The sequence below is a fragment of the Streptomyces sp. NPDC054783 genome (assembly GCF_053611725.1).
In genome coordinates this window covers 140,642-161,788 of record NZ_JBSHAY010000017.1, presented here as the reverse complement: position 1 = coordinate 161,788, position 21,147 = coordinate 140,642, and the positions used below count along the sequence as shown (strand labels likewise).

22 protein-coding genes are annotated in these 21,147 nt (G+C 69.6%); 7 read left to right on the top strand and 15 right to left on the bottom strand.

The window, feature by feature from the left end; all coding sequences use genetic code 11:
• Positions 1–202 precede the first annotated feature (202 nt).
• The 7 genes from ACWGJ5_RS27720 to ACWGJ5_RS27690 form a co-directional block, all read right to left on the bottom strand.
• Positions 203–418, bottom strand: a complete 216-nt coding sequence (locus tag ACWGJ5_RS27720; protein WP_453312385.1) for a hypothetical protein — start codon at positions 416–418, stop codon at positions 203–205.
• A 62-nt stretch (positions 419–480) separates the two neighbouring features.
• Positions 481–1,329 carry a DUF5753 domain-containing protein gene (locus ACWGJ5_RS27715; protein WP_453312384.1) on the bottom strand — a complete coding sequence of 283 codons (849 nt, stop codon included), beginning with the start codon at positions 1,327–1,329 and terminating at the stop codon, positions 481–483.
• A gap of 29 nt (positions 1,330–1,358) precedes the next feature.
• Positions 1,359–1,871 (bottom strand): DUF6879 family protein, encoded by a 513-nt coding sequence (locus tag ACWGJ5_RS27710; RefSeq protein WP_453312383.1) that lies wholly within the window; start codon positions 1,869–1,871, stop codon positions 1,359–1,361.
• Positions 1,849–2,076, bottom strand: coding sequence for a hypothetical protein (locus ACWGJ5_RS27705; protein ID WP_453312382.1), 228 nt, complete (start codon positions 2,074–2,076; stop codon positions 1,849–1,851). Before ACWGJ5_RS27705 ends, ACWGJ5_RS27710 begins: the two co-directional genes overlap by 23 nt.
• A 96-nt stretch (positions 2,077–2,172) precedes the next feature.
• Complete coding sequence (locus tag ACWGJ5_RS27700; RefSeq protein WP_453312381.1) at positions 2,173–2,757, bottom strand: DUF5753 domain-containing protein; 585 nt, start codon at positions 2,755–2,757, stop codon at positions 2,173–2,175.
• Between the two features lie 61 nt (positions 2,758–2,818).
• The gene (locus ACWGJ5_RS27695) at positions 2,819–3,031 is read right to left on the bottom strand and encodes a DUF397 domain-containing protein (protein ID WP_453312380.1); all 213 of its coding nucleotides are present in this window, start codon (positions 3,029–3,031) and stop codon (positions 2,819–2,821) included.
• Positions 3,031–3,876, bottom strand: coding sequence for a helix-turn-helix domain-containing protein (locus tag ACWGJ5_RS27690; protein ID WP_453312379.1), 846 nt, complete (start codon positions 3,874–3,876; stop codon positions 3,031–3,033). The genes ACWGJ5_RS27695 and ACWGJ5_RS27690 overlap by 1 nt, the downstream gene beginning before the upstream one ends.
• A 214-nt stretch (positions 3,877–4,090) precedes the next feature.
• On the opposite strand from ACWGJ5_RS27690, the gene ACWGJ5_RS27685 reads away from it, so the two are divergent.
• Positions 4,091–4,735, top strand: a complete 645-nt coding sequence (locus ACWGJ5_RS27685) for an ATP-binding protein (RefSeq protein WP_453312378.1) — start codon at positions 4,091–4,093, stop codon at positions 4,733–4,735.
• 22 nt (positions 4,736–4,757) lie between these two features.
• Here the strand turns inward: ACWGJ5_RS27685 and ACWGJ5_RS27680 are convergent, their stop codons facing one another.
• From ACWGJ5_RS27680 to ACWGJ5_RS27670, 3 genes are all read right to left on the bottom strand, one after another.
• Positions 4,758–7,907, bottom strand: coding sequence for a DUF3427 domain-containing protein (locus tag ACWGJ5_RS27680; protein WP_453312377.1), 3,150 nt, complete (start codon positions 7,905–7,907; stop codon positions 4,758–4,760).
• Positions 7,908–8,318: 411 nt separating this feature from the next.
• Entirely contained in the window at positions 8,319–9,341 is a 1,023-nt protein-coding gene (locus ACWGJ5_RS27675; protein ID WP_453312376.1) for an SEC-C domain-containing protein, read from the bottom strand.
• Between the two features lie 90 nt (positions 9,342–9,431).
• Entirely contained in the window at positions 9,432–10,907 is a 1,476-nt protein-coding gene (locus ACWGJ5_RS27670; RefSeq protein ID WP_453312375.1) for a beta-1,6-galactanase, read from the bottom strand.
• A 230-nt stretch (positions 10,908–11,137) separates the two neighbouring features.
• Here ACWGJ5_RS27670 and ACWGJ5_RS27665 point away from each other — a divergent pair, with 230 nt between their 5' ends.
• Positions 11,138–11,935, top strand: a complete 798-nt coding sequence (locus ACWGJ5_RS27665; RefSeq protein WP_453312374.1) for a class E sortase — start codon at positions 11,138–11,140, stop codon at positions 11,933–11,935.
• 5 nt (positions 11,936–11,940) lie between these two features.
• On the opposite strand, the gene ACWGJ5_RS27660 is transcribed toward ACWGJ5_RS27665, so the two are convergent.
• Complete coding sequence (locus ACWGJ5_RS27660; protein WP_453312373.1) at positions 11,941–13,374, bottom strand: MFS transporter; 1,434 nt, start codon at positions 13,372–13,374, stop codon at positions 11,941–11,943.
• 159 nt (positions 13,375–13,533) lie between these two features.
• On the opposite strand from ACWGJ5_RS27660, the gene ACWGJ5_RS27655 reads away from it, so the two are divergent.
• Positions 13,534–14,067, top strand: coding sequence for a winged helix-turn-helix transcriptional regulator (locus ACWGJ5_RS27655; RefSeq protein WP_249813999.1), 534 nt, complete (start codon positions 13,534–13,536; stop codon positions 14,065–14,067).
• Positions 14,068–14,102: 35 nt separating this feature from the next.
• Here ACWGJ5_RS27655 and ACWGJ5_RS27650 read toward each other — a convergent pair whose 3' ends face one another.
• Positions 14,103–14,939: a serine hydrolase domain-containing protein gene (locus ACWGJ5_RS27650; protein WP_453312372.1), complete on the bottom strand. Its 837-nt coding sequence runs from the start codon at positions 14,937–14,939 to the stop codon at positions 14,103–14,105.
• Between the two features lie 87 nt (positions 14,940–15,026).
• On the opposite strand from ACWGJ5_RS27650, the gene ACWGJ5_RS27645 reads away from it, so the two are divergent.
• The 3 genes from ACWGJ5_RS27645 (at position 15,027) to ACWGJ5_RS27635 (ending at position 17,186) form a co-directional block, all read left to right on the top strand.
• Positions 15,027–15,341: a DUF6412 domain-containing protein gene (locus ACWGJ5_RS27645; protein ID WP_453312371.1), complete on the top strand. Its 315-nt coding sequence runs from the start codon at positions 15,027–15,029 to the stop codon at positions 15,339–15,341.
• A 96-nt stretch (positions 15,342–15,437) separates the two neighbouring features.
• Positions 15,438–16,163: a YidC/Oxa1 family membrane protein insertase gene (locus ACWGJ5_RS27640; protein ID WP_453312370.1), complete on the top strand. Its 726-nt coding sequence runs from the start codon at positions 15,438–15,440 to the stop codon at positions 16,161–16,163.
• 165 nt (positions 16,164–16,328) lie between these two features.
• Positions 16,329–17,186 carry a fumarylacetoacetate hydrolase family protein gene (locus ACWGJ5_RS27635; RefSeq protein WP_453312369.1) on the top strand — a complete coding sequence of 286 codons (858 nt, stop codon included), beginning with the start codon at positions 16,329–16,331 and terminating at the stop codon, positions 17,184–17,186.
• A 127-nt stretch (positions 17,187–17,313) separates the two neighbouring features.
• Here ACWGJ5_RS27635 and ACWGJ5_RS27630 read toward each other — a convergent pair whose 3' ends face one another.
• The 3 genes from ACWGJ5_RS27630 to ACWGJ5_RS27620 all read right to left on the bottom strand — a co-directional run bounded on the left by ACWGJ5_RS27630 (position 17,314) and on the right by ACWGJ5_RS27620 (position 19,867).
• On the bottom strand, positions 17,314–18,189 hold the full coding sequence (locus tag ACWGJ5_RS27630) for an LLM class F420-dependent oxidoreductase (protein WP_453312368.1): 876 nt from the start codon (positions 18,187–18,189) through the stop codon (positions 17,314–17,316).
• 86 nt (positions 18,190–18,275) lie between these two features.
• Entirely contained in the window at positions 18,276–18,788 is a 513-nt protein-coding gene (locus tag ACWGJ5_RS27625; protein WP_453312367.1) for a heme-degrading domain-containing protein, read from the bottom strand.
• Complete coding sequence (locus ACWGJ5_RS27620) at positions 18,788–19,867, bottom strand: Gfo/Idh/MocA family protein (RefSeq protein WP_453312366.1); 1,080 nt, start codon at positions 19,865–19,867, stop codon at positions 18,788–18,790. The genes ACWGJ5_RS27625 and ACWGJ5_RS27620 overlap by 1 nt, the downstream gene beginning before the upstream one ends.
• 56 nt (positions 19,868–19,923) lie before the next feature.
• On the opposite strand from ACWGJ5_RS27620, the gene ACWGJ5_RS27615 reads away from it, so the two are divergent.
• On the top strand, positions 19,924–21,102 hold the full coding sequence (locus tag ACWGJ5_RS27615) for an ROK family transcriptional regulator (RefSeq protein ID WP_453312365.1): 1,179 nt from the start codon (positions 19,924–19,926) through the stop codon (positions 21,100–21,102).
• Positions 21,103–21,147: the final 45 nt, after the last annotated feature.

Genomic DNA, 21,147 nt, shown 5'->3' with positions numbered 1-21,147 from the left:
CTTCCTGCTCAACTGGTCACGGCCATGGCTGACCGCCGCCGCCCATCCGGGGCGGAAGTTTGGGAATGGAGATCGGTGCGCTGGTCACGCGAGCGTGGCCGCTGCATGTCCGCCGAAACAGGTCAGATCTCCCATGTCACGCCGCCCTCGCGCACGTGCCTGATCGTGTGATCCACGAATCGCCACACAGAACGCGTGGGCATCAGAACCGCCTTGCGTTCATCTCGTTCACGCGTGCCCGCAGGCGCTCATTGGCGTCGGCCGGCCGGAGATCGTCCGGGTTCGCTTCCCATTCGATGCCCCCACCCGAGGGGCGGAGGAGGGCCCGTCCCGCCTGGTATCCCATCACCTCGCCGACACGATCCCGCTTGGTGTCGTAGGCGAGCTCACCCACGTCCGGAGTCACCGTTTCCGCCATGTGAATCACGCTAGAAAGCGGCCAGGTGGGCCCTCAACGAACGTGCCAGAACTTGCCGAGGATCACCCGAGCGCGTCGATCGCCGACGTGATCAGCTCGCGGGCCTTCGAGCCGTAGACGGCCAACTCCTGGAGTGCCGCGAAGGTCTGCGCATACAAGTCGATCTCGTGGCTCTGCGTCACAGTGAGATGTGCGGAGACCAACTCGACGTTGGCCACCTCGGAGTCGTAGAGGAAGAAGCCCTCAACGGGCCAGATGCGCGACCGGTCGGCGGTCAGGGGGATGATTCCGAGCGAGATGGACGGGAGGGACGCGGCGGTGAGCAGGTGGCCGAGCTGCCCGGCCATGGCCTCAGGGCTGCCGATGCGGTAACGCAGGGCGGCCTCCTCCAGTACTATCGCGAAGCTGTGATCGCCTTCGTGAATGACGTGCTGTTTGGCGACGCGAACACGCACCGCCTCTTCCACGTCGTCGGCCAGCCGACGTCGATCGCGAATCGACCTCAGCAGCGCCCCGATGTAGGGGGCCGTCTGCACGGGGCCCGGAATGAGCCAGGATGAGTAAATGCGAAAGCGGCGGGTGCGTTCCCAGAGGGGAACGACAGATTCCTGCGCGTGACGCAGTCCGGAACGCTCCATGCGCCGCCACTCGACGTACATGCCGTCGATACCACGTGCCGTCGTGACGAGATCGGCAGCGAGATGCGGCACACCGCAGTGCAATGCCCAGGCCTGAAGGTCGGCTTCAGAGGGAGTCCGAGCCCCGCTCTCGTACCGGGAGCACTTGGATTCGTGCCAGTCGGCAAGCGCAGCCAACGCCCGCGCGGTGAGCCCGGCATCGAGCCGGATCTCGCGCAGACGTTGGCCGAGAGCCTTACGGGCTTCGTGGACGCTGGAGGAAGGGGACGACATGACGTTGCGTCGGACTCTACCTGCGCCGATCAGGCGAGTTGGTAGTCAGTGTGAGGAATGCCCAGTTCCCACACCGCCTCAAAGGCGGCCGCGCACAGTTTGATCTCCTGGGGGTCGGTGCTGAGCGACGGTTCCAGCCACTCGCCCTCACCATCGAAGTGGTTCACGAGCAGCAGGGACGAGTCGAACAACCAGAAGTCGTTGCCGGGCAGGGCGATACCGGTGGCTTTCCTGCGCGGCAGCCAGCGCACTTCCTCGCCTGCGGCTATGTTCAGGCCGTCGGTCACCTCGTGCTCGAACCGGATGTACTTGCTCACCGGCTCGGACACGATCCGGGCGCGGCGGACCTTCACACCTCGGCTCGTTGCCTCGGAGACCAGGGCGAGCCAGTCGGCCCACCTCTCGGCGGGGTCGATCGCCGCGCCGGCATCCCAGTCGATGTACGCCGGGTCCGACTTCATGTAGGAGTCCCGCATCTCCAGATGGACTGCCGATTCACGGCATTCGCGGAACAGTTCCTCAAACGTCGGAACCGTGGTCACGCTGTACCTCCAAGAAGAACTGGACCATGCGCCTCGGGATCTCTACCACGGACTCATGGCCGGGGATGTCCATCTGGCCGAGCCGTTCCGCGTCCAGCACTTGCCATCCCTGTACGAGATAGGTGTCCTTCTCTTCGTCCAGATACACCGTCGGGGAGCCGCCGCTAGGGCTCTCCGGGTCCTTGCCGAGCTTGCGCAGGGGCATGGGGTCCACCTCCGTCGTGGGCGACGATCCGTGTGCCAGAGCGTGCCCGACACGGCGTCCCGCGGGACAGCGGCTTGCCAGAACTTGCCAGCCCGACTATCCGGACGTGGACGTCCCCGCCCAGTCGCTGAGCAACTGCCGTGCCGCGTCACCGGCATACGCGTGCTCGGCAAACACGTCGAAGAGCCGCCTATAGCGCTCAACGTCCTTCGCCTCGCGCAGCACGACCCGCCCGGTGAAGACTTCCAACGTCGCCAGTGTGGTGTCGTAGACGGTGAAGGTGTTGAACGGAACCTCGGAGACCCGGGCCGACAGCGGAAGCACCTTGACATCCACATTCGGGCGACGCGAGAGCGACACGAGATGTTCGATCTGCCGGGCGATGACGGCCGCCTCACACAGTTGCCACCGGGCCGCCGACTCGGTGAGCAGGAACTCGAAGCGCTTTTCAGAGTCATCGAGTACGGCCTGCCGTTCCCGCTTCAACGCGATGACTTGGTCGACGTTCCTCGCCTCCGAGGCTGACGTCTTCGTCATGACGTGCCGCATGTACTCGGGTGTCTGAATCAGTCCCGTGGGGATCGCTGGGAGGAAGTAGCGCAGGCGTGTAGCGCTCCTCTCCAAGGCGGCGAGTTCATGCTGGACGCCACTCGGAGCGTTGGGCTCTGGGTCCAGCTTCATCCGCTCCCCCAAGTCAACTCGACAGGACCTGTGTTCCGGCGAACCCCACGACGCAGCGGAGTCATCCGGCCCGCCATCGTGCCTCGTTGCGCGTGCCGAGCGTTCCTATGAAGGCGCGCCATGTGACAGGTCGCACCCGGATCACAGAGCCATCCCCCCGCTTTGAATCGCGTATGAGCGTGTCGTCGTCTGTGTAAGCACACTCCACGCACTCGGTCCCACTGCCACCACTGTAAGAGGACTTGAACCAGTGAAGTTGTGACGAGGCTGCCATCAAGGCTCCCTGCTGATCCGCTCGATGAGTTCCGCTGACGACTCGAAGTCGAGTGCTTGAGCGCTGAGGTACTCGAACGCCAACTTGTAACGGTCCAGTTCTTGCGGCTTCTCCATGAAGAGTCCGCCGCCGATGAGGTCTACGTACACCACGTCGAGTTCCCGAGCTTGCCCGCGCAGGACAGCGAAGCTGCCTACGGCCGCTGCGTGCGCGCCCCGTGCGAACGGTAGTACCTGGACCGTGATGTGCGGCCGTTGTGATTGGGCGAGCAGGTGATCCAACTGTTGTCGCATGACCTCTCGGCCACCGACCAAGCGACGGATGGCAGCCTCGTCGATCACACACCAGATGTGCGGTGGCTCTTCGCGATCCAGCAGTTGCTGACGTTTCATACGGATATCGACCATGTGCTGGACCTCACGCTCCGGGCACTGCACCTCCGAGGCTCTGTGTACGGCTTCGGCGTACTCTCGGGTCTGAAGTAGGCCGGGGATGTACATGCAGGCGTAGTGGTCCTCGCGTACGACCTCGTCTTCGAGAGTCAACATGAGGTTCATGGACTCAGGGATGGGATCGGCGAGTGAACGCCACCAGCCCTGGATCTTGGCGCCCTTGGCTAGCTCAACCAGCGCCAGGCGTTCCTCGTCTGTGGCGCCGTACTCACGGCAGAGCGCGTCGACAGCCGGCCACTTGACCGTGCCTTCCTTCGTCTCGTACCGGCTGAGCGTCGCCTTGGAGATACCGACGCTCGCTCCCGCCTCCTCCAGGGTTAGCCCTTTCAGCTCTCGGAGCCGACGCAGGTCAGCTCCCAGTTGGCGCCTACGTGTGGTGGGTCCAACTGCCATGCCTCCAGCCTTTCCTGTTCACGAGGTAGATCGTCCTCAACCCTCTGGAGTACTGCAAGGTGGTGCGCGCCGGGGCGCTTTGTGCGGCAGCGCGCTCCTCTTTGCAAGGGATGAGAGTTCCATTTTGGAAGTTGCGCCGCAACACTTGGTAGCTGTGAGGTTACTTGACGCGCAGAGCGTCACCGGCAGAGTGAGCGAGGGAGCGAAGTACGCCATGGACTGCACGGGTTGTATGCCACGAAGGGCATGGAGGCTGCCGTTTCTGGCCGAGGCGGAAGAAGTGGCAGCACTGCGGCGGATCCTGCGGATTCACCTTGAACGTTGGGGGTTGCAGGAACTCAGCGAATCCGCGCAACTGTGCGTCAGCGAGCTCGTCGCCAACGTCATCAAGCACGTGGGCCCTGGCACCCCGACCATGCTTGCGGTGTCCATGAGCGGCACTCGCTTGCGCATCGAAGTCCAGGACCCCGACCCCCGAGCTCTCCCCACGCTGACGGACGTAGATGCGGACGCTGAGGCAGGGCGTGGAATGGCACTCATCGAGGCGATCTCCGACCGTTGGGGCGTCGACCTTGCGCATGGGCGCAAGGCGACTTGGTGTGAGTTCCGCACGAACCTCGAGACCGCTGATGGGCATACGACAGGCCCTCGCGTAACCCGGGCGGCGAACGTACTCGGGTTGTACGCCGACGTGACGAAGCTGCCGACAGGAACGAGGCCTGGTCGGCTGGGTGCGGCAGTGGCGGAGGAGGCAGCGATCAACGTGATCGCCGATCTTCTGTACTGGCTCGGGGCGCACGGCCGGGACCCGGACGAGGTGCTGGAGCGGGCCCAGACCCACTTCCAGGCCGACGTTTAAGTTCGCTGATCGACAGCGTGGGTCAGCTCGCCGTGATGGCCGAGTACGTCCACACGTCGGCGGGTAGTTCATGCGTCAGGCGCCATGTGATCGCCATCGGCTTGCTGCCGGTGTGGTCCTCGTAGGCGGCCGGGCCGAGCAGCATCCACGGCTGGGACTTGCCTATGTCGGTGTTCTTGTAGCGCCGCACGAACAGCAGGACGTGGCTACCGCGTTCCTTGTGCTGCTGGTAGCGCATCCCGGTGGGGGAGTTGGCGGCCGTTGAGTTCTGGGACTCCCAGTGGAAGAGCATCGGACTCAACGCGTAGTCCTTGTACCGGATGGTGGGCGAGAAGTCCTTCTCGTTCTTCTCCAGCGTGATGAGGAGTGCGTCGGTTCTGAGTTCCTCGACCCATTGCACGCCCTGCGCGAAGGAGCGGGGCATCTGGCCGCCGAAGCGAGCCACGCCGAGGGCGGCGAGGATCTCGGAGCGGTTGTAGGCGCTGTGCACCTTCAGTGGGACATGGCCAAGGGGGGTGGAGAGCGGGATGGGAACGTGATCGGCCTGCTCGATGACGTGTGAGATCACCTGCCGTAGTTCGTCCCGGAACACTCGCTGGCCCCGCAGCGAATCCAGGCCTTCCTGATAGCTGGTGAAGCCGCCCGCGTTGTCCCAGAGGTTGAAGAACAGCATGCGGGCGTACGACTGGTCAGTGGGGCTGAGCTCCTCGTACGCCGGAGCGTCGTCCTGGAGGAGCCGGAGGTAGGCCTCCGCGCGCTCCGGGTCGTCTACGTGCAGGAAGGCATGGACCCGCTTGAGTAGTGCAGCCTCTCCCGAAGGTGCGGGTTCGTCGATGAGGCCGGCGCGGCGCAGCACTGTCGTCCAGGAGTTGTCGCTCTTGTACAGCTCCTTGATCTCCCGGCGGCTTTCCCGAAGGTAACCGCCGAGACGGGGCGTGCCGTAGGCCCTGATCTCTTTCATCAGGGTCTTCACCGTGGCACCCAGCTGGGTCCGGAGGTTGTCGATGACGAGGTCTTTCGACTTGCCCTCCAGGATGATCTGGCAGCCGGACGGCAGCTGGGGGAAGTCGTGCTCGATGTGATCAAGGAGCCGGTTCCGCGACAGGTTGGTCAGGGCTCGGAACTGTTCCTCAAAGCGGAACTCGGCCCGGTGCTGTCCGATGAAGTCGAGGACGGTGAGTACGGGCTTCGTTTCGGTGCGTCGCAGCCCCCGACCCAACTGTTGGAGGAAGACGGTGGCGCTGTTGGTGGGGCGCAGGAGGAGAAGCGTGTCGACGTCAGGGATGTCGAGACCTTCGTTGAACAGGTCGACGGAGAAGATCACTTGGAGCTTTCCATCGCGAAGGTCGGACAGGGCCTGGGAGCGCACTTCGGAGGGCGAGTCGCTGTCAAGCGCCACTGCCTCCAAGTCGGCCTTGCGGAAGAAGTCCGCCATGAAGTGTGCGTGTGCCTTGGTCACGCAGAAGCCGAGGGCCCGCATGGCGCCTGGGTGGGAGACCTTGTCCCGGATCTGCTTCACCACGATCCGGGCACGCGCGTGGTTCCCTGTGTAGAGGTTGCCGAGCTCTTGGTCAGCGTACGAACCCTTCTGCCAGCCAAGGTTCGTGAGATCCGTGCCGTCGGGGATGCCGAAATAGTGGAAGGGACAGAGCAGGTCGTTCTCCAGGGCTTCCCAGAGTCGTATCTCAGCGGCGATCCGACCCTCGAAGAACTCGTCCTGGACGTTGAGGCCGTCCATCCGTTCGGGGGTGGCCGTCAGGCCCAGCAGTTCCCTCGGCGTGAAGTGGTCGATGACGCGCCGATAGGTGGCGGCTGTGGCGTGATGGAACTCGTCGATGACGATGATGTCGAAATGATCCGGTGCCAGTTGCTCAAGGCGCTGAATGTTGAGGGATTGGACGCTGGCGACGACGTGCTGCCACTCGCGTGGATCCTGCCCTGCGTGTAGCAGCTCTCCGAAGGAAGCGTCATCCAGTACTTCCCGGAAGGTACGCAGGGACTGCTTAAGGATCTCCTTCCGGTGGGCCACGAACAGCAGCTTCGGCCGACCACCCTCCGACTTGCTGCAAAGACTGCGGTAGTCGAGGGCGGCCATCACCGTCTTGCCGGTGCCAGTCGCCGCGACCAGAAGGTTCCGATGCCGTCCACGGAGCTCCCGTTCGACAGTGAGCCGCTCCAGCATGTCCCGCTGGTGGGGAAAGGGACGTACCTCGAGACCAGAAAGGCTGATCTTCAGGTCGGTGCCGGCGTTGGTGCCACTCGCCCGGGCAAGCGCTTCATCAAGGCGACCGCCGTGGAGTTCGGGATCGTACGTTTCAAAGGCGGTGTCGTTCCAGTAGGCGTCGAAGGTCGCCTCGAACTTGTTCAGCACGGCAGGTGTCGCGACGGACGACAGCCGTACGTTCCACTCCAGCCCATCGAGCAGCGCCGCTTTCGAAAGGTTGGAGCTGCCGACATACGCCGTGTCGAAGCCTGTCTTGCGCCTGAACAGCCAGGCCTTGGCGTGCAGTCGAGTGGAACGGGTCTCGTAGTTGACCTTGACCGTGGCACCGAAATCCCGGACCAGACGGTCGAGCGCGTGACGGTCGGTGGCGCCGATGTAGGTGGTCGTTATGACGCGTATCGGCACTCCCCGTTCCCTCGCGGCGCGCAGTGAGTCCTCCAAGACGCGGATGCCATACCACTTCACAAATGCGCACAGCAGGTCGATGCGGTCTGCCGTAGCCAGCTCCGCCCTGAGCTCGGCACCGAGGCTGAGGTCCTCTGGGGAGTTGGTGATGAGCGAGGTCTCGGATAGAGGTGTCAAGGGGCGCAAGGCGTACGCGCCCGGAGCCTCCTGCCGCGCGAGAGTCAGAAGTTGTCGCGGTCCCTCGATGATGGAGCTGACAGCGTCGGCATTGGTCGATTCCGGAGCGTTTGCAGCAGTCACCGCCTCGAGGATGCGGTTCGCGACCTTGACGCGATCCTCGGCGGGAACTTGAGCCAACCTTTGACCGACAGTTTCACCGATGTAGCGAGCCAGGACATGCGGAGCGGACTCCGAGCTGACCTCTGCGTCAATGGCTTTCCAGCCAGCCGCCTCGAATCGCTCGAGCTCGTCGCGTACGTCATGCGTGATCAGCTTCTCGTAGACGCCAGCGATCGGCTCCGACCGGCCCACCGGTTCCGCCACGGCTGCTCCCCCTGATCCCTCATGCTGTGCGCGACCTTGCGCGCCGATATGGATCAGTTCTAACAGCAGCCACTGACAGGTGAGGGTCGTGTACCGAAATCAGGGCACCGGCGCCCTTCAGCGGCCGTGGGGCCGCCCGCTTCCTGATCAGTGTCGTCCTTCCACAGACGGCGTCAAGGGCGCTTCACTCCGCTGCCCTAGGCTCCGTGTCGGCTGCGCCGATGGCCCTGCGGGCCCCCTGACCCGGCTCGCTCCAGCACGGGGAAGAAGCGAGCGAGCGGCCCTGAAAGCCGGCGGACGAGGTGGGGTGGCCGCGGGTTGGCCGTGCAGCGGGGCGGGGCTGGGCGCGCGTACGCCGAATGGGGGCACGCCGGGCGAGGGCGGCGGTCTGCGGTCTTGGTTGGCTGTGTGTCAGGCAGTCGTGCCGTGGCAGTCCCCGTAGACGCGCCCCGTCCCACACCAGCACCCCGCCCCTCTCAACGGCGGCCAGGCAACCGCCCGCCCCCGCGCCGCCAGCGTCGTCGCGTACTGCGGGAGCAGCGTCGCGTCCTCCGGTGAGGACCCCTCCGACGCCGCGAACGCCTCGTACGACGGGACCGTGCCCGTGACGATGCCCAGGTTGGGCGTGCCCGAAGTCGACAGTTCGCGCAGCGACGACTCTATGGTCGACAGGTGGGTGTCGTGGGACGGGTACTCCACGGCCAGGGGCGGGTACGCCGACAGCAGCTCCGTCAGCTCGGGCGCCGGCCAGTGGAGGACCGCTACCGGGAAGGGGCGGGAGAGGGCCTCCCTGTAGGCGCCCAGTTCGGCCTGGAGGCGGGTGATTTCCGCCTGGAGTTCCGCCGGGTTCTCCGAGCCGAGGGACCAGACGCGTTTGGGGTCGTGGAGTTCGTCCAGGGACACGGGGGACGTGTGGAGTGTGTCCGCCAGGGTGTCCCAGGCGTCGTGCGGCAGGCCCAGCATGCGGCGGACCCGGTGGCGGCCGTAGAGGAGGGGGTGCGTGGCGGGTGCGGGTTCCGTGTCGTCCCCCTCCGGCAGGAGCAGGCTCGCCCCCTCCGTGAAGGTCTTCTCCGCCGTCTCCAGCTCGTCGTGCGACTCCAGGGACTCCGCGATGATCAGCCAGGGGGCCGGGTCCCGGGGGGACGTCGTGCGGAGGCCCTCGATGATCGCCCTTGCCTCCGCCTCGTGGCCGTACTCCCAGAGGTTCGACGCCTTCAGGGCGCGGACCAGGGCAGGGTTTTCCAGGCCGCCGTCGGCGGACAGCAGGCGGTCGTAGAGCGCGGTGGCCGCGGGGCGGTCGCCGGACAGTTCCAGGTGGGCCGCCGCCCTCAGCAGCAGGGCCTCGGCGTCCTCGGGGTACAGTCCGGCGGTCCGCTCCAGGCGTGCCGCTTCGGCGGTGTGGTCGACGTTCTCGGCAGGCGTGTCGGGGCGCATGGGGGACACCGTACTGCCGAGCGGCGACAGGAGGGGGTAAGTCCTGGTCAGGGTTCTGGCGGAGGTCTCCTTACACCCTCTTGGGCCCTCCTACACCGTCACCCCGTCCACCTGGAGTGTCTGAACCGACTTCGCCGCGAACGGGACCGACAGGGTCCTGCCGGAGAGGTAGGTGTCGGAGTGCGCGGTGTAGAGGTCCCCGCCACCCGTCGTCACCGTGTTCCAGCGTGGGACCAGGCCTCCCGAGCCGCCGGTCACCGAGGAGAAGCGGGACAGGTCGAAGGTGAGGGTCTGGGCCGAGGAGGAGGTGTTCGCCGCCACTATCACCAGGCGTTTCGTCTGTCTGTCCAGGGCCGCCGCCGCGTAGCTCGCTCCGGTGTCCAGGATCGTCATTCCCGGGCGGATGTGGCGGGTGAACTGTGCCAGTACGTAGTACTTCGTCTGTACCGCGCCCGGCTGCAGGGTGCTCGCGTCGTACGCGATCGTCGCCCAGCCCGCGCTGGGGTCCATCACCTGCCAGTACACCCACGCCGTCGGGTGCAGCCAGCGGAAGTCGTAGAGGAGGTTGCCGGCCAGGGTCAGGCCCGTGGCGTCGCCGTCCCCGGTTTCGGAGTTCCAGAGGGCCTTGCCGGCCGTTGTCACCACGTCCGTGTAGAGCAGGTCGCGGCGGCCGCCCGAGCCCTGGTAGCCGTGGACGTTCACCCGGTCCACATAGGCTTTCGTCGTCGACGAGAAGGAGTTCCAGGTGGTGCGGGCCAGGTCGTAACTCGTCTCGTCCGACGCCGAGATCCTCGTCGCGGTCAGGCCTCGCTTGTTCAACTCGCTGCGGAGGTAGGGGAGTACGGCCGACTGGACCGTGGAGTCCATGTGGCAGCCCTCCTGGGTGCCCGTCGCCGTCCACCAGGAGGAGGACGGTTCGTTGAAGGCCTCCACCGTCGTGAAGGTCACGCCCCAGTTCTGTTTCGCGTACAGGGCCACCGACGCCAGGTGGGAGGCGTGCTGGCGGTGGTTCCAGGACTGGAGGTTGTTGCCGCCGTCCGAGGCGCCCGAGGGGTTGTGGTTGAGGCACATCCACCACATGGGGGAGTTGGCGAAGAGCTCGCTGACGGCGCCTCGCCGGGTCGCCTTCTGCAGCATCGCGCGTTGCGTGGCGTCCGCCGTCCACTTCCAGGACGAGGACGTCGGGTCCTCGTTCGTCCAGTCCTGCCAGTAGCCCTCGATCTGCTTGAAGGACGGGATGTCGGGAGAGGCGGCCATCGACTCGCCGCCCACGCTGTTCCAGCTGCACGCGCCCAGGTTGTAGCGGGCTATGTTCAGGCCCAGGCCGGGCAGTGACGTCCCGTTGTACGTCGTCGTCTTCGTCGTGAAGAAGATGTCGGCGAAGTCGTCCCTCGCCCCGAAGACGTTCGCCCACCAGGCCAGCGAGGTGCCCCAGCCCTCCCAAGTCCCGTAGGTGGTCGACGGGTCGACCGTCGTCGTCGCGTCCGCCCGGGCGGTGCCCGTGGCCAGGGCGCTGCCCAGGGCGGTGCCGCCCGCCGCGGCCAGCAGTGTTCTGCGTCGGATCATCGCTCTCTCCGCCCTTTCCCGTTGTGGCTCCGGCAGCAGGAAGCATCGGGGGTGACGGGTGGGGTTGTCGAGGGTTCTGACAGTGCTTTCTAAAACCCGTTGAGGAAGCCGCTCGGGGACGTGCCGAGAAGCCTGCCGATGAGGTCGATTCGCCTGCCGCTCTGGCCAGTTGTGCCCGTTGCACCTACCCTGCGGGCGGCCCCCGTGGAGGCCCATGGAGGTGGGTGCGGATGCCGGCATGGTCGGGCGTGCGGGTCGTACGGCACAGCGATCGGCGTCGGCGTGCCCGGCGGCGGCGCGTGCTGTGGGGCGGAGCCGAAGCGCTGGTCACCGTCGGCGTGCTGCTCATGCTGCTGGTCGTGCACCAGCTGTGGTGGACCAACCGGGAGGCCCGGCGCGGCGCCGAGCGGCAGGTGGAGGCGCTGGAGCGGGAATGGGGGCAGGAGGGGTACGGCGACGGTGGCGCGACCCCGTCGCCCAGCTCCTCCGGCTCGCCCACGGCCCCCGTGTCGACCCCGGATCCCGCCGAGTCCCGTGCGCCGCAGCGGTCGTACGTGCCCGCCGGCCTGCCCCGGCGGTCCCAGGCGTACGCCGTGCTCACCATCCCCCGGCTCGGGCTGCGCGTTCCCGTCGCCGAGGGGGTGAGCAAGGCAGACGTCCTCAACAAGGGGTACGTCGGCCATTACCGGGGCACCGGGCAGCCGGGGCAGGCGGGCAACTTCGCGCTCGCCGGGCACCGGAACACGCACGGCGAGCCCTTCCGGTACCTGCCCCGGCTGCGGCGCGGGGACGACATCGAGGTGGAGACGCGGACGGCGACGTACACGTACGACGTCGACCAGATCCTGCCGCAGACCTCCGCCCTGGACTCGGGGGTCGTCCGGCCGGTCCCGCGCTCGCTGGTCCGGCCCTCCTACGGGTACGACCAGCCGGGCTACTACATCACCCTGACCACCTGCACCCCCGAGTTCACCTCGCGCTACCGGATGGCGGTGTGGGGGAAGCTGGTGTCGATGCGGCCCCGCTAGCGCCGCTACGCCCGCTCCCGCAGCACCATCACGCTCACCGCGCCCACCGCCGCCAGCACCGCCGACACCAGCAGGGCGATGTTCGCGCCGTGGGCCAGGTTTCGGGTGGACGTGGCGAGGGCGATGGTCAGGGCCACGCCGGCGCAGGAGCCGATGTAGCGGAAGGTCTGCTGGGCGCCGGAGCCCATCGCGGCGCGTTCGCGCGGGACCGACTCGACGGCGAGCAGCGGCAGCGCGCCGTTGAGCAGGCCGCTGCCGACACCGCCGATGATCAGGCCGGGGAGCAGCCGGGTCCAGGAGCCGGAGGCCAGGGCGCCGAGCATGGTCAGGACGGCGATGGTGTGCAGGGCGAAGCCGATGGCCAGCTGGGCGCGCGGGGCGATGCGGCCGGCCAGGTGCTTGACCTGGAGGGCCACCGCGAAGCTCAGGCCGGACCAGAGCAGGAGCAGCCAGGCCGTGCCCATCGGGGACAGCCGGAGTGTCTGCTGGAGCAGGGCCGGCAGGAAGCTGAACGTGCCGATCACCGCGAGGCCCGTGAACAGGCCGCCGGCGGCCGAGGCCAGGAAGCGGGCGTGGCGCAGCAGACCGAGGTCGATCATCGGCGTGCCGGTGCGGTGTTCCACGGCGGCGAAGAGCGCGATCAGGACGACGGTGGCGGCCAGCAGCAGTCCCACCGGTGCGCGGAGCCAGCCGTCGCGGCCAAGTGTCAGGGCCGCCACCAGGGCGACCAGGGCGAGGCCGAAGGTCAGGGCACCGAGGACGTCGGGGCGGCCACCGCGTGGGGCGCGGGACTCGGCGAGCGTGCGGGTGCCCAGCGCGGCCACGACGACGGCGGCGGCGCCCAGGACGCCGTACGCCACCCGCCAGGTCGGCAGTGCGCCCGCGACCAGCGGGCCCACCGCGATACCGCCGCTGACGAAGGCGCCCCACACGCCGGTCGCGTGCAGCCGGCCGCGCGGTGTGGGGAAGGCCGCCACCAGCAGGCCGAGGCTGCTCGCCAGGATCGCCGCGCTCGCCGCTCCCTGGGCGATGCGGGCGAGGGTGAACAGCCAGGTCGAGGTGGTGAAGGCCCCGAGGGCGGTGGTGATGCCGAGGGCCAGGGTGCCGCCGAGGAAGATCCGGCGGCGGCCGTAGTCGTCGGCGAGGCTGCCGGCCACCAGCAGGAGGGCGGCGAGGCCGAGCGGGGTGCCGTTCAGCAGCCAGGCCTGGCCGGAGAGCGGGGTGTGCAGGGCGGCCGCCGTGTCCGGGAGCGTGACCATCGGGGCGGTGTACGTCATCAGCGCCACCGCGGTGGCCGCGCTGGTCAGGGCGAGGGTGGCCCGGGGGCGCGCGGGGGCGTCCCGGACGTGCGCCTCGCGTACGGATGTGGCGGCGGGGCGGGCGGTGGCGGCGGGGCCGGCGGGGCCGGCGGGGCCGGCGGTGGAGTCGAGCCCGGTCATGGCGTGGTCCTGTCCTTCCGGGGCTTGCGGTGATGTGCGGATCGGGTCCGTGAACCGATCAACTAAAGGTTCTGTCATTGAACTGACCTGACTTCGTCACCGTAACACCTCGGTTCGGTCATTGAACCAATGCGTCGAAAAGTGGCTACAGTGGAGGGCATGGCACTGGGCAAGGACTACGCGACACAGGAGTGCTCGATCGCCCGCGCACTCGAGATCGTCGGCGAGCGCTGGACGCTGCTCGTCGTCCGGGACGCGCTCTACGGCGTACGGCGCTACAACGACTTCCTGGTCCACCTCGGCATTCCGCGCGCCGTGCTGGCCGCCCGCCTGCAGACCCTGACCGCCGAGGGCATCCTCGAAAAGCGCCGGTATCAGCAGTCGCCGCCGCGTGACGAGTACGTCGTCACCGAGCGCGGCATCGCCCTGTGGCCCACCCTGCGCGCCCTCGGGCTGTGGGGCCGCGAGCACTTCACCGAGACACAGCTGCGGTACTTCCGGCACGCCGACTGCGGCGCGGACCTCGGGCCGTACGGCGAGTGCCGCGCCTGTGGGGTCGTCGTACCGGTCGCGGACGTGGTCATGGTGCCGGGCCCGGGCCTCGACCCCGACCCGGCGGACCCGGTCAGCAGGGCCCTGCTGAAGCCGAAGCGGCTGCTGGAGCCGCTGGAGACGGAACCCGCCACCGCCTGACCCCCGAGGACGTGCCCCGGGGGTCCGATCGCCGGTCAGGAGGTGCCTGAACCGGCGCCCCTGAGGATGTCGATGCCTGCCCGGTCGGTCGCCTCCGGGCTGCCGCCCAGCCGGTGGACGACCACCCAGCGGCCGTCCGCCACGGCCCCGGCGAAGACGGAGGCGTGGCGGGTCGCGCCGTTGTGCCAGAGCAGCGGGCCGGCCGTCTGCCAGGAGGGGGCCGGATCTCCCAGCCGGCGCTCCAGCACCAGCCGGACGAGCAGGTCGGCGACCGCGCGCGGGGTCGCCCACAGGCCGCCCGCCGGAAGGATCGCCCCGTCCATGGCCCAGGGCCTGCGGCTCCTGCCGAGGAACCCCGGAGCCAGCAGCCGCCGGCCCGGGTCGGGGCGTGCGCTCACCTCATGGACGTCCAGCGGCCGCAGCACGTGCTCGGCGAGCAGCTCCTCGTACGGCGCACCGGCCGCGCGGGCCAGGGCCGCGCCGAGGACGGCGTACCCGAGATTGGAGTACTCCTCCTGCTGTCCCGGCGGCCGGACCACCACCTGGTCCAGCCGCCCGAGCAGCCGGTGCAGGGCGGCGCCGTCGAACGCGGCGTACGGATCCCGGCGCCCGGTGCCGGGCGGGAGGCGCGGCAGCCCGGAGGTGTGCTCGGCCAGGTGCCGCAGCGTGATGCCGGTGCGCGGGGCGGCGGGGAGCCGGCGCTCGACCGGGTCGTCCAGGTCGAGCAGGCCCGCGGCGGCCATGCGCACGAGCGCCGTACCGGTGAGCACCTTGGTGAAGGAGCCGATCTCGACGAACCGGTCCACGGCGTGACCGTCGCCGATCTGCGCGGGGGACGTGTCACTCAGGACGCAGGTGGGCGTGCGGGGCATGTAGGGGTCCTTCGGTCGTCTGGTCAGGTCTACCTGTATAAAGGGCAGGTAGACGTTGGTGGTTGAGACCGCGGAGGGGGGAGCCGGGTGGTCCGCAGTCTGACGCGGTCGCGTGCGCTCGCCCCGCTGCTGCTGCTTGTGCTGCTGCCGGTCGTGCTGCTCGACACCGGCAACCTCTCCGCGACCGTGGCGCTCGCCGCGACCGCGGCGGCCGGGGCCGCGTTCACCGCCTGCGCGCTGATCGCCGCCCGTTCCGCGCCCGCCGTCCCGCAGACCCGGGTCCGTACGGCGATCCGCGACCGCGCCCGGCGTACGGCCTTCCTGCCACAGCGCGATCCCGACGCGCCCGGCCGCCGCCGGCCCAGGGCACCCGGGCACGCCCTTCCGGCGACCGCCGCGTAGGGCACGTCTCTCCTTCTGTCCGCGTGACCCCGCGCGGGTCGTCATGCCGTCGATTCACTCCGTTCCGGCACGACGAGACCCCCGGAGGGCTCACCCATGTCCGTCTTCTCCCTCTTCGCCCGCCTGGTCGAGCAACTCGCCGACCTGCTCCAGCCGCTCTTCCACGCCTCCGCGGCAGCCGCCGCGATCGTCCTGTTCACCGCGCTCGTACGACTCCTCGTCCACCCGCTGTCCCGCGCCGCCGCCCGCGGCCAGCGCGCCCGCGCCGCACTGCAGCCGCGCATCGCCGAACTGCGCGAGAAGCACGCCAAGGACCCGCAGCGACTGCAGCGGGCGGTGCTCGAACTGCACGCCGAGGAAAAGGTCTCACCGCTGTCCGGCTGTCTGCCCAGCCTGCTCCAGCTGCCCGCCTTCTTCCTGCTCTACCACCTCTTCTCCAGCTCCACGATCGGCGGCGAGGGCAACGGGCTGCTCGGGCACCACCTGTTCGCGGCGCCGCTGGGCGGGCGCTGGGCCGACGCCCTCGCCGGCGGTGGGCCGTTCGGCCCGGCGGGCCTGGTCCATCTCGGGCTCTTCGCGATCGTCGCGGCCGTCGCCGCCTTCAACTACCGGCGCACCAAGCGGATGACGGCCGCCGGCCCGGTCACGGTGGGTGCCGGGGGCGGCGAGCAGGTGCCGGGGCTCGGCGCGGTCAACAAGGTCATGCCGTTCATGTCCTTCTTCACGCTCGTCACCGTGGCGGTCGTACCGCTGGCCGCCGCCCTGTACGTCGTCACCAGCACCACCTGGACCGCGGTGGAACGAGCCGCGCTGTACCGGTAGGAAGGCGCGGTCACGGGTGCGGTCACGGGTGCGGTCACGCTCACGGTTACGGTCCAGTACATGAACAGGGTCTTGCGGAGTGGACGTCTCGATTGGAGGATCGACCAGTCCTCCGATGGCTGCACCCATCGGTCGGGCGCCCCGCGATCGAGGGAGATTGTGACCATGAAGCTGCTGCGAGTCGGTACGGCAGGGGCCGAGCGGCCCGCGCTGCTCGAAGCCGACGGGACCCTGCGGGACCTGTCGGGCATCGTGGACGACATCGACGGCGCGCTCCTCGCCGACGATGCCGCGCTCGACCGGGTACGGGCGGCGGCCGACTCCGGCCGGCTGCCCCGCCTGGACCCGGCGGGGCTGCGCATCGGTCCGCCGCTCGGCCGCATCGGCAAGATCGTGTGCATCGGGCTCAACTACCACGACCACGCCCGCGAGACCGGCGCCGAACCGCCCGCCGAGCCGGTGGTCTTCTTCAAGGCGCCGGACACGGTGGTCGGGCCGAACGACACGGTGCTGGTTCCGCGCGGCTCGACGAAGACCGACTGGGAGGTGGAGCTGGCCGTCGTCATCGGGCGTACGGCCCGCTACCTCGGGTCGGCCGAGGAGGCGCTCGCGCATGTCGCCGGGTACGCGGTGGCCCATGACGTGTCCGAGCGGGAGTTCCAGATCGAGCGCGGCGGCACCTGGGACAAGGGCAAGAACTGCGAGACGTTCAATCCGCTGGGGCCGTGGCTGGTGACGGCCGACGAGGCCGCCGACCCGCAGAACCTGTCGCTGAAGCTGTGGGTCAACGGGGAGCTCAAGCAGGACGGCACGACGGCCGAGCAGATCTTCCCCGTGGGCGAGGTCGTGCGGTACGTCAGCCAGTTCATGACGCTGTACCCCGGGGACGTCATCAACACCGGGACACCGGCGGGGGTGGCCATGGGGCGGCCCGAGCCCAAGCCGTACCTGCGGGCCGGGGACGTGGTCGAGCTGGAGATTCCCGGGCTGGGTCGGCAGCGGCAGGAGCTCAAGGACGCGTAGACGCTCCGCCGGGGAGCGCCGGGGAACTGCGTTTCGTCGCCGGCTGCGGGTGGACCGTGGCTGGTCGCGCCCACGCGGCGGAGCCGCATGCCGAACACAGCCCCGCGCCCCTTCGGGGCGCTTCGGGTCACCCCAGGAGAGCAGCGAGGCGGCGCCATTCGCTCCTCGGCAGGCCGTCCCTGTCGCCGCCCGCCACCACCTGGAGGGCCACGTGGTCCGCGCCCGCCTCGTGGAAGGTGTCGATGCGGTCGCGGATGCGGCTGTCGTCCCCCCAGGCGAAGACCGCGTCGACCAGGCGGTCGCTGCCGCCGTCGGCCAGGTCGTCCTCGGTGAAGCCGTGCCGGAGGAAGTTGTTGGTGTAGTTCGGCAGGGCGAGGTACATCGCGAGGGTGTCGCGGGCCAGGGAGCGGGCGCGGGCCGGGTCGGTCTCCAGGACCACCTTCAGCTCCGGGGCGAGCAGCGGGCCCGCACCGAGGATCTCGCGGGCGTGGGCGGTGTGTTCGGGCGTGACCAGGTACGGCACCGCGCCTGCCGCCCGGTCGCGCGACAGCTCCAGGACCTTCGGGCCGAGGGCTGCCAGTACCCGGCGGTCGGCGGGCACCCCTGCCTTGTCCAGGGCGTCGAGGTAGGCGACCAGGGCCGAGTACGGGCGGCGGTACTGGTCGGCGAGCTTGGCGTGGCTCACGCCGAGGCCGAGCAGGAAGCGGCCGGGGTGCGTCGCGTCGACCTCGGCGAAGGCGGCGGCGCTGGTCTCGGCGTCGTACTGCCAGATGCTCTGGATGCTGGTGCCGACGGTGAGGCGGTCGGTCGCCTCCAGCAGGGGTACGGCGTGCCGGGCGGCGCTGCTGCCGCCCAGCCATACGGCGCCGAAGCCCAGCTCCTCCAACTCGGCGGCCGCCTCGCCCAGTTCGCCGCGCCGGGAGGGGTCCTCCGCGCGCAGGCCGACGCTCCAGATGCCGTACCGGCCGATGCTGTCCTTCAAGGTGCTCACGGTGTTGCTCATGGGGCTGTCCCTCCGGGTGGGGCCGTGACGATCACGTCTGCAGCCATGCCCAACCGGAGGGATCCCTCACGTAATCCCGGTGGCTGTCACACTTTCAGGAACTGCTCCAGCGCCTCCACGACGAACCTGTGGTCCTGGAGCTGGGGCAGGCCGGACACGGTCACCGCGCCGACGACGCCCACGTCCTCGACGTTGACCGGGAACGAGCCGCCGTGGGCCGCGTAGGTGTCGGGGTCGAGGCGGGAGGAGTCCTCGAAGGTCGTGCCCTTGGCGCGGAAGCGGGCGCCGACCAGGTAGGAGGAGGCGCCGTAGCGCTCGACGACCCGGCGCTTGCGGGCGATCCAGGCGTCGTTGTCGGGGGTCGAGCCCGGCAGGGCCGCGTGGAAGAGCTGCTGGCCGGCGCGGTGGATGTCGACGGCGACCGGGGCCTGGCGCTCCCGGGCCAGTTCGACCAGCAGCGAGCCGAGGGCCCAGGCGTCGTCGTACGTGAACCGCCGGAAGACCAGGCGGCGTTCCTGCGCCTCCAACTCCTCGACGGACGGGGTGAGTTCGGGGGTGGTCCTGGGGGTGATCTGCGGATGGTGCTGCTGGTGTGGCATCAGAGGGTCACCGTCACCTTGTCCGTGGCGGACCTGCGGGCCGCTTCCAGTACGTCGAGGGCGGCGGCCGCCTCCAGGGCGGTCACCGGGTTGGGGCCGGCGCCGGTCAGGGCGCGGGCGACGGCCGCGTAGTAGGCGGGGTAGTCGCCGGGGAGCGTCGGTACGGGGGTGCCGCCGCCGGTCAGCGGGGACTCGCCGGCGCCGATACGGCCCCACAGGGACTCCGGCTCCGCGCCCCACCGGGGGCCGGGGCGCAGGCCCTCGCGCAGGGCCGCCTCCTGCGGGTCGAGGCCGTACTTCACATAGCCCGCCCGGGAGCCGAGCACCCGGAAGCGGGGGCCGAGCTGGGCGGTCGTCGCGGAGACGTAGAGGTGGGAGCGGACGCCGCTCGCGTGCGTGAGCGCGATGAAGGTGTCGTCGTCGGTCTCGGCGCCGGGGCGGCGGACGTCCGTCTCGGCGTACACCTCGGTGACCGGGCCGAAGAGGACCAGGGCCTGGTCGACGACATGGCTGCCGAGGTCGTAGAGCAGACCTCCGATCTCTGCCGGGTCGCCGGACTCGCGCCAGCCGCCCTTGGGCTGGGGGCGCCAGCGCTCGAAGCGGGACTCGAAGCGCCATACGTCACCCAGGTCGCCCCGGGAGACCAGCTGGCGGAGGGTCAGGAAGTCGTTGTCCCAGCGGCGGTTCTGGAAGACGGACAGGAGCAGGCCGCGCTCCTCGGCGAGGGCGGCGAGGTCGCGGGCCTCGGCCGCGGTGCCGGCCACCGGCTTGTCCACGACGACCGGCAGGCCCGCCTTCAGGGCGGCGGTGGCGAGCGGGACGTGCGTCCTGTTCGGGGAGGCGATGACGACCAGGTCCAGCTCGTCCGCGCGGTCGAACAGCTCCTCGGCGCCCGCGACGGGGGTCGCGTCCGGGAACTCGGCGCGGGCCTGCTGCTGCCGCTCCGGGTTGGAGGTGACCACGGTGTCCAGGGCGAGGCCCTCGGTGGCGGCGATCAGCGGGGCGTGGAAGACGGAGCCGGCGAGGCCGTAGCCGATCAGGCCGACGCGGAGGGGGGTGGCGGTCGTGCGTCCTGTCATGGATCCCATGGAACCACTTTCGCAACGCTGTTGCCAAAGTGCAAGTGGAGGGGACAATGGGTGGCGTGAACAGGACGAGGACGGGGACCGGTGTGTCGGCGAGCGGCGGTGGGCCGACGGGAGCGAACCTCGTCGCGGTGCGGTCGCACAACACCGCGCTGGTGCTGGGGCTGCTGCGGGACGCCGGGGCGGAGGGGATCAGCCGGCTCGAACTGGCCGAGCGGACCGGGCTGACCCCGCAGGCCGTCAGCAAGATCACCGCGCGGCTGCGGGAGGAGGGGTTCGCGGCGGAGGCCGGACGGCGGGCGTCGACGGGCGGCAAGCCGCGGACCGTGCTGCGGCTGGTGCCGGAGGCGGGGCACGCGGTGGGGGTGCATCTGGACCGGGACGAGCTGCGGGTGGTGCTGGTCGACCTCGACGGGGCCGTGGTGGGGGAGCGGCGCGCCGGACTGGACCTGGGGGCCGGGGCGGAGGCTGTGCTGTCGGTGGTCGGGGACGCGGTGGAGGGGGTGGTGCGGGACGGGCTCGGCCGGGATGCGGAGGGGCCGGCCTGGGCCGGTGCGCTCCTCGGGGTGGGGGTGGCGCTTCCGGGGCCGCTCGATCACGCGCGGGGGGTGCTGCACCGGGTGACCGGGTTTCCCGAGTGGGACGGGTTTCCGCTGCGGGACGCGCTCCGGGAGCGGTTGGGGGTGCCCGTGGTGGTGGACAAGGACACCAATGCGGCGGCACTCGGGCTGTCGGCCGGGGGTGCGGGCGGCGAGGGCGGGTCCTTCGCGTACCTGCATCTCGGTACGGGGCTCGGGGCCGGGTTGGTGATCGGTGGGCGCGTGCACCGGGGGTCGCGGACCGGGGCGGGGGAGTTCGGGCACCAGGTGATCCAGCTGGACGGGCCGCCGTGCGAATGCGGGAACCGGGGATGCGTGGAGGCGCTGTGCCTGGCGGCGGTGGGGCGCGGGGAGACCGGGGAGGCGGCGCGCGTACTGGGAGTGGCGGCGGCGAACCTGGTCGGGCTGCTGGACATCGATGTGGTGCTGCTCGGCGGGCGGACGGTGGCGGGGCAGGCGGAGGTGTTTCTGCGGGGGGTCGGGGATGTTCTCGAGGCGGCGCGGGCCCGGCGGGAGGGAGGCGTGGGCGGGGCGGTGCCCGTTCGGATCGTTCCGCGGGGGGAGCGGGTGGTGGCCGAGGGGGCCGCGCAACTGCTGCTGGCGCCGGTGTTCGGGCGGGGGGAGGTGTGACGGACGCTGTGCGGTGGGGGCGGGGTGCTTGCCGGGAGCGCCCCG

What these genes read in the sequence shown, in the direction of transcription:
- ACWGJ5_RS27720 (WP_453312385.1), bottom strand. Translation starts at nt 418, where the DNA reads ATGGCGGAAACGGTGACTCCGGACGTGGGTGAGCTCGCCTACGACACC.
- ACWGJ5_RS27715 (WP_453312384.1), bottom strand. Translation starts at nt 1,329, where the DNA reads ATGTCGTCCCCTTCCTCCAGCGTCCACGAAGCCCGTAAGGCTCTCGGC.
- ACWGJ5_RS27705 (WP_453312382.1), bottom strand. Translation starts at nt 2,076, where the DNA reads ATGCCCCTGCGCAAGCTCGGCAAGGACCCGGAGAGCCCTAGCGGCGGC.
- ACWGJ5_RS27700 (WP_453312381.1), bottom strand. Translation starts at nt 2,757, where the DNA reads ATGAAGCTGGACCCAGAGCCCAACGCTCCGAGTGGCGTCCAGCATGAA.
- ACWGJ5_RS27695 (WP_453312380.1), bottom strand. Translation starts at nt 3,031, where the DNA reads ATGGCAGCCTCGTCACAACTTCACTGGTTCAAGTCCTCTTACAGTGGT.
- ACWGJ5_RS27690 (WP_453312379.1), bottom strand. Translation starts at nt 3,876, where the DNA reads ATGGCAGTTGGACCCACCACACGTAGGCGCCAACTGGGAGCTGACCTG.
- ACWGJ5_RS27685 (WP_453312378.1), top strand. Translation starts at nt 4,091, where the DNA reads ATGGACTGCACGGGTTGTATGCCACGAAGGGCATGGAGGCTGCCGTTT.
- ACWGJ5_RS27675 (WP_453312376.1), bottom strand. Translation starts at nt 9,341, where the DNA reads ATGCGCCCCGACACGCCTGCCGAGAACGTCGACCACACCGCCGAAGCG.
- ACWGJ5_RS27670 (WP_453312375.1), bottom strand. Translation starts at nt 10,907, where the DNA reads ATGATCCGACGCAGAACACTGCTGGCCGCGGCGGGCGGCACCGCCCTG.
- ACWGJ5_RS27665 (WP_453312374.1), top strand. Translation starts at nt 11,138, where the DNA reads ATGCCGGCATGGTCGGGCGTGCGGGTCGTACGGCACAGCGATCGGCGT.
- ACWGJ5_RS27660 (WP_453312373.1), bottom strand. Translation starts at nt 13,374, where the DNA reads ATGACCGGGCTCGACTCCACCGCCGGCCCCGCCGGCCCCGCCGGCCCC.
- ACWGJ5_RS27655 (WP_249813999.1), top strand. Translation starts at nt 13,534, where the DNA reads ATGGCACTGGGCAAGGACTACGCGACACAGGAGTGCTCGATCGCCCGC.
- ACWGJ5_RS27650 (WP_453312372.1), bottom strand. Translation starts at nt 14,939, where the DNA reads ATGCCCCGCACGCCCACCTGCGTCCTGAGTGACACGTCCCCCGCGCAG.
- ACWGJ5_RS27640 (WP_453312370.1), top strand. Translation starts at nt 15,438, where the DNA reads ATGTCCGTCTTCTCCCTCTTCGCCCGCCTGGTCGAGCAACTCGCCGAC.
- ACWGJ5_RS27635 (WP_453312369.1), top strand. Translation starts at nt 16,329, where the DNA reads ATGAAGCTGCTGCGAGTCGGTACGGCAGGGGCCGAGCGGCCCGCGCTG.
- ACWGJ5_RS27630 (WP_453312368.1), bottom strand. Translation starts at nt 18,189, where the DNA reads ATGAGCAACACCGTGAGCACCTTGAAGGACAGCATCGGCCGGTACGGC.
- ACWGJ5_RS27625 (WP_453312367.1), bottom strand. Translation starts at nt 18,788, where the DNA reads ATGCCACACCAGCAGCACCATCCGCAGATCACCCCCAGGACCACCCCC.
- ACWGJ5_RS27620 (WP_453312366.1), bottom strand. Translation starts at nt 19,867, where the DNA reads ATGACAGGACGCACGACCGCCACCCCCCTCCGCGTCGGCCTGATCGGC.
- ACWGJ5_RS27615 (WP_453312365.1), top strand. Translation starts at nt 19,924, where the DNA reads ATGGGTGGCGTGAACAGGACGAGGACGGGGACCGGTGTGTCGGCGAGC.